This window comes from Nostoc sp. UHCC 0251, assembly GCF_034932245.1.
GTDB lineage: Bacteria > Cyanobacteriota > Cyanobacteriia > Cyanobacteriales > Nostocaceae > Nostoc.
This window is the reverse complement of sequence record NZ_JAYGHD010000490.1, coordinates 1-3,916: the sequence shown is the minus strand read 5'-3', so window position 1 is coordinate 3,916 and position 3,916 is coordinate 1. Positions and strand designations below refer to the sequence as shown.

Sequence of the window (3,916 nt, the reverse complement as noted above, 5' to 3'; positions counted from 1 at the left end):
CGTTTTTAAACGGGGGTTCCCGAACCTGCAACCCTAAACCTGCAACCCTCTGAACTTTAGAAGTAGCATTTTCATTTTTTCATTTTAGACACCTAATGCTGAACATTCCTCAACTACTGGCAACTGAAATAAACCTCAAACCCCATCAGGTGCAAAACGCGCTGGAACTTTTAGCGGAGGGTGCAACAATTCCTTTTATTGCACGCTACCGCAAAGAGCGCACCGATGAGATGAATGAAGTGCAACTACGTGAACTAGCTGATCGATATACTTATTTAACAGAACTGGAAGAACGAAAATCTGTAATTTTAAGTGCGATCGCAGAACAAGGTAAACTCACAGATGAACTCAAAGCCAAAATCTCATCCTGCTTACAAAAAACCGAACTTGAGGATTTATACTTACCCTATCGCCCAAAACGACGCACGCGCGCCACTATCGCCAGAGAAAAAGGACTCGAACTACTGGCGGAATTTATCAAGTTGCTAAATGTCAAAAATGCTGCGATAGCTTCATTAGAAGCAGAAGCGGCTAAGTATATTTCTGAAACTAAGGGAGTAAAAACAGCAGAAGAAGCGCTCAAAGGTGCTGCTGATATTTTAGCGGAAGAAGTGGCTGAAAAAGCGGAGTTACGCGCATATATCCGCGATTATCTTTTAGAAGAAGGGGTATTTGTCTCCCGCATCAAAGATGATTATCCTGAAGGTACAACCAAATTTGAGATGTACCGTAACTATCAAATTAGGGTAAAAAATATTGCACCCCACAATATGCTGGCGTTGTGTCGGGGTGAAACGGAGAAAGTATTAAGCTTTGAAATTGCTTTCGATGAGGATACGGTACTTTACTATCTTGAGTCGAAAGAAATTAAAACCAAAGTTCGGACAATTCAGGATTTTTATCAGGCGATGTTGAAGGATGCATTCAATCGTTTGATGAAAGTATCTCTAATGGGAGAGGTAATTTCTGAGATAAAAGTCTATGCAGACATAGAATCAATCAAGACATTTGAAACTAATCTGCGAGAATTGCTGCTGTCTGCACCAGCAGGAATGAAACCAACACTGGCGATAGACCCTGGATTTAGAACTGGGTGTAAAGTAGCAGCCCTCGACCAAACTGGGAAATTTTTGGAATACCAAGCGGTTTTTCCCCACCAAGCGGCTGAACAACGCGCCAAAGCTGCACAAACTGTCAAAAATCTGATTGAAAAATACAAGATTGAGTTAATCGCCATTGGTAACGGTACAGCGTCCCGCGAGACAGAGGAGTTTGTCACGCAAGTATTGGAAACCATAGAACGCAAACCAGTTAAGGTAATGGTGAATGAATCTGGCGCATCTATATATTCTGCAAGTAAAGTAGCGCTAGAAGAGTTTCCCGATTTAGATATTACCGTGCGCGGTGCAATTAGTATCGGCCGCCGTTTGCAAGATCCTCTGGCGGAACTAGTGAAAATCGATCCTAAATCTATTGGTGTGGGACAATATCAGCACGATGTCGATCAGAAGTTGCTGAAAAAGAAATTGGATGAGACTGTAGAAAGCTGCGTTAACTACGTCGGCGTAGATTTGAACATGGCCTCCAAAGAACTTCTGACTTCCGTCTCTGGGATTACGGCAACAGTTGCCAATAATATTGTCGCCTATCGTAACCAGAATGGAGCTTTTAAAAATCGCCGACAACTCTTGAAAGTTCCGAAGCTGGGGCCAAAAGCCTTTGAACAAGCGGCAGGTTTTCTGCGGATTCGCGGCGGTGACAACCCATTAGATAATACAGCAGTGCATCCAGAAAGTTATTCTGTAGTAGAAGCGATCGCATCTGATCTAAATGTGCCATTAAATCAGGTAACACAGATTGCCGAAAAACTCAAAAAGACCAACCTGAAGAAATACGTTACCGATAGTGTCGGCGAACCCACACTGCGCGACATTCTCAGCGAACTAGAAAAACCAGGTAGAGATCCTCGCGCTGAGTTTAAGTATGCCACCTTCAAGGAAGGAATTAAGGAAATCAGAGACTTAAAGGTGGGAATGGAACTAGAGGGAATGATTACAAATGTCGCCAACTTCGGCGCGTTTGTCGATATCGGCGTACATCAAGATGGCTTGGTGCATATATCCCAACTTGCTGATAGATTTGTAGACGATCCCAAAAAAGTGGTCAAAGTCGGACAAGTAGTCAAAGTGCAGGTGTTAGAAATCAATGAGAAACTGAAGCGGATTAGTTTGTCGATGAAAACAGTTAAGCAATAATTAGAAACAGCAGATGGCAGTTTATCAAGTTCGATTCATCAATCCTACACTTGGGTTAGATCGCACCATTCAAGTACCTGATGATCAATATATTCTAGATATGGCGGAAGATGCTGGTATCCGCCTACCATCTGGGTGTAAACAAGGCGAATGTTCTGCTTGTATAGCCAAACTCATTAGCGGTGAAGTCGATCAAAGTGAGCAAAAATTTCTGCGTCCAAGCGAAATACAGGCTGGTTATGTTGTTACTTGTGTAACTTACCCTTTGTCTGATTGCACTTTAGAAACCCATCAAGAACAAGTCTTATATAAATCAGCACTTTACTATCAGCCTGAGTCTGGAAAGTCTGAGCGATCGCCATAATAATCTGTTAAGAAAATTTGTAGGTTGGGTTAAAGGTAGTGAAACCCGACAAAGCGTGAAAATGTTGAGTTTCGTTCCTCAAACGCCACATGCTTCAAGTCGGGGAACCCGCCCAACGCAGTGGCTCCCCAACCTACTCAGAGTACTTTTTTAAGTAAAATCTACGCAGTATTGGAACCGCTATATTTTTCTCAATGATCGGCCTAACGATAGAACCAAATTCTATCTTGCAAGAGAGGCTAAAGCCTAGCACATAGTTGAAGATGAGATAAGAAGTTACAAAAAATCTCTAGTGATTAGGTAAGAAAAATGTTAACACCATTATTAACCGCCCTAGCTACAGCTTTGAGCCTGTTGATTGTTGATTTAGTTGTTCCAGGCGTTAATATTGCGAATTTTCCCGCAGCGATGATTGCCGCTTTAGCAATTGGTCTAATTAACGGTTCAGTTAAACCAGTTCTCTCTACTCTTTCTTTACCTCTTAACTTTCTATCATTTGGAGCATTTTCGCTCGTCGTCAACGGTTTGTGTTTCTGGTTAGCAGCAGCATTCGTTCCAGGCTTCGCAGTTCGCGGAATTATTGGTTTCCTTCTTGGGCCAGTTATTCTAACTTTTGCTAACACCTTTATTAACAACTACTTTGTTGAAAGAAACCTTTTAACCGGCAGTGGTGATATTAAAAGCCAAGATCAACTACCCTCTAGATAAGTATCAGCAAGAGTAGAAACATTAATTATATTCTGTTTCTACTCCATATAAAATCTCCGAATTAAGATAATTCATTAGGTAGATTTCCTGATTCGGTATCTTCACCAGAATGAATGTAATTAAAGAAAATCACAAAAATACGGCAAAATCATGAAATTAGTTCGTTTTCTTCTAGGTTTGTTAGTGCCTCCTTTAGGCGTTTTCTTGACAGTTGGAGTTGGGCCAACTTTGTTTATTAACATCTTGCTCACAGTTTTAGGTTGGCTACCCGGTAGTATTCATGCAATTTGGGTTATTGCCAAGCATGATGAACAACTTAATCGGGAAGGTGGTATTTACTAATACGCAAGATGAATTTTAAGGGTTTCTAATTAACAGTATCTCCCATTAATTACGGTGTGTTAGGTGTTCAACCTAACGCACCAATTTTTTTATTACAGCAGATTCTCTACGTTCCCTGCGGGATGCTGTCGCAGACAGAGGCTACGCCAAGGTGAGGTACAGATAATCGTAGGGGCACAACATATTGCATAGGTGTCAACTTAACGTAAAAGCCATGTCCCGCAAGGAACTGAAGTTCCTTGCTAAT

General features: G+C 41.5%; 4 protein-coding genes. All 4 read left to right on the top strand.

Annotated elements, in window-relative coordinates:
• The first annotated feature begins 95 nt into the window (after positions 1 to 95).
• The 4 genes from VB740_RS36120 to VB740_RS36105 all read left to right on the top strand — a co-directional run bounded on the left by VB740_RS36120 (position 96) and on the right by VB740_RS36105 (position 3,669).
• On the top strand, positions 96 to 2,255 hold the full coding sequence (locus VB740_RS36120) for a Tex family protein (RefSeq protein ID WP_323204607.1): 2,160 nt from the start codon (positions 96 to 98) through the stop codon (positions 2,253 to 2,255).
• Between the two features lie 13 nt (positions 2,256 to 2,268).
• On the top strand, positions 2,269 to 2,619 hold the full coding sequence (locus VB740_RS36115; protein WP_323204606.1) for a 2Fe-2S iron-sulfur cluster-binding protein: 351 nt from the start codon (positions 2,269 to 2,271) through the stop codon (positions 2,617 to 2,619).
• A 309-nt stretch (positions 2,620 to 2,928) separates the two neighbouring features.
• A complete protein-coding gene (locus VB740_RS36110) occupies positions 2,929 to 3,327 on the top strand; it encodes a phage holin family protein (RefSeq protein ID WP_323204605.1) in 399 nt (132 codons plus the stop codon).
• Between the two features lie 150 nt (positions 3,328 to 3,477).
• Entirely contained in the window at positions 3,478 to 3,669 is a 192-nt protein-coding gene (locus VB740_RS36105; RefSeq protein WP_229463351.1) for a YqaE/Pmp3 family membrane protein, read from the top strand.
• Positions 3,670 to 3,916 lie beyond the last annotated feature (247 nt).

What these genes read in the sequence shown, in the direction of transcription:
- VB740_RS36105 (WP_229463351.1), top strand. Translation starts at nt 3,478, where the DNA reads ATGAAATTAGTTCGTTTTCTTCTAGGTTTGTTAGTGCCTCCTTTAGGC.
- VB740_RS36120 (WP_323204607.1), top strand. Translation starts at nt 96, where the DNA reads ATGCTGAACATTCCTCAACTACTGGCAACTGAAATAAACCTCAAACCC.
- VB740_RS36115 (WP_323204606.1), top strand. Translation starts at nt 2,269, where the DNA reads ATGGCAGTTTATCAAGTTCGATTCATCAATCCTACACTTGGGTTAGAT.
- VB740_RS36110 (WP_323204605.1), top strand. Translation starts at nt 2,929, where the DNA reads ATGTTAACACCATTATTAACCGCCCTAGCTACAGCTTTGAGCCTGTTG.